We start from the raw sequence: 1034 nt of genomic DNA on the forward strand, positions 1-1034 counted from the left end.
GCATGGACGTGCCTTACAGGACAACGCGCGGAATGAGGATGCGCCGAGCGCCCGATGCGTCCAGCAGCTCCAGGCTGAATGCCGTTCCTATTTCCCAGGGAGGACTATTCGCCTCAACCCAGATGACCGCTTCTTGCCCGGGCCCAATCACAGTCTGCGTCGTGAGGATGCGGAATACCCGCGCGCGCTCCCCACCTACAGTGCCGGAGAGCCGCGCTTCAAGGGGCGTCCAGGGCGTGGGGGTGTTGTTGCGGACGGCGACGGACACCAGTCCCCAATTCGCCGCACGCAAGCTGAAGCCCTGACTCCAGGACACGCGGCCTGCCGATGACTTCTCGTCACGCGTCTTCGCAAACCTGGTTGCAGACACCCCGTCACCATCAAGGAGGCCGGCCAGGGCGAAACGTGTAGGGCCGTTGGCATCGCGGCCTGCGCGCAGTTCAGCAAGCTCCGCACCTTGCGCCGTCAACTGAGCGCGAGCCTCGGCCAACTCAGCCTGAAGGGCTGGGATTGACAGTGCGCTCCGGAAGATCCGCACCCGGGCATCCACCTCGGACGGATGGGTCACGAGCATCAACACCGCGGGCTCGGCGCGCTCACGCTCGGAGAAGCGAACGCGGAGGCCAAGCCGTTCGCCTGGGGCGAGGTCCGCGACAGGTTCCAGGTAGACGGCCCATTCCCCCACCTCCACAAGCCGGAACCGCTCGCGGCCTTCCAGCTCAAGGCTGCCCTTCTCCAGCGGCGCGTCGAAGACGAGGGCGGTCAGCGCCCCTCCAGCCACCCGCAGTACAGGCACAGGCTCCGCGGTACTGCCCGTCAACGCGACTCGCCGGTCCTGCCGCGCACGCCCGCCAGGGACGGTCTGGGCGGGGGCGGCAGCACCCAGCAGCAGGAAGAGAAGGGCGGCAAGTCGCGGCAACGGAATGTCTCCAGTCCTTCACCCTACCACATGGGTAGCGCCACAGCCGAGGAAAGGCCGTCAAGCCGACTATCGCAGGAAGGGCGGGATGACACCTCGCGACGCGGGATGGGCC

The 1034-nt window shown here is 67.2% G+C and carries 1 protein-coding gene; it reads right to left on the reverse strand.

Annotated features, from left to right (window positions below):
• Positions 1-13: 13 nt before the first annotated feature.
• Entirely contained in the window at positions 14-919 is a 906-nt protein-coding gene (locus D7V88_RS41780; protein WP_158625288.1) for a DUF2381 family protein, read from the reverse strand.
• Positions 920-1034: the final 115 nt, after the last annotated feature.

The organism is Corallococcus terminator (assembly GCF_003611635.1).
GTDB lineage: Bacteria > Myxococcota > Myxococcia > Myxococcales > Myxococcaceae > Corallococcus > Corallococcus terminator.